General features: G+C 41.6%; 1 rRNA gene. It reads right to left on the bottom strand.

Annotation, left to right across the window (positions count from 1 at the left end):
* Positions 1-137, bottom strand: a 23S ribosomal RNA gene (locus tag BCT49_RS21020); the annotation flags it as partial.
* Positions 138-279 lie beyond the last annotated feature (142 nt).

The raw sequence follows: 279 nt of genomic DNA, 5'->3' as shown, positions 1-279 counted from the left end.
TGCACGTGGGTTTCCCCATTCAGAAATCCCAGACTCAAAAGGTTATTACTACCTAATCTGGGCTTATCGCAAGTTATTACGTCTTTCATCGCCTCTGACTGCCAAGGCATCCACCGTGTACGCTTAGTCACTTAACCATACAACCCGAAAGGGTTTCTATATGCTTTCACTTTAAAAAGTGAAGACAAATAAGCGTATGGCAACTAACCAAGGTTTTTGGTTGTCATCAAGAAGGGTTAATTCTCAATGACTGTTTGCCGGACTCAATTGTGAATCAAA

Source organism: Vibrio lentus (genome assembly GCF_002875945.1).
Taxonomy (GTDB): domain Bacteria; phylum Pseudomonadota; class Gammaproteobacteria; order Enterobacterales; family Vibrionaceae; genus Vibrio; species Vibrio apostichopi.
The sequence above is the reverse complement of the archived record's forward strand: the minus strand, read 5'-3'. Positions and strand labels throughout refer to the sequence as shown.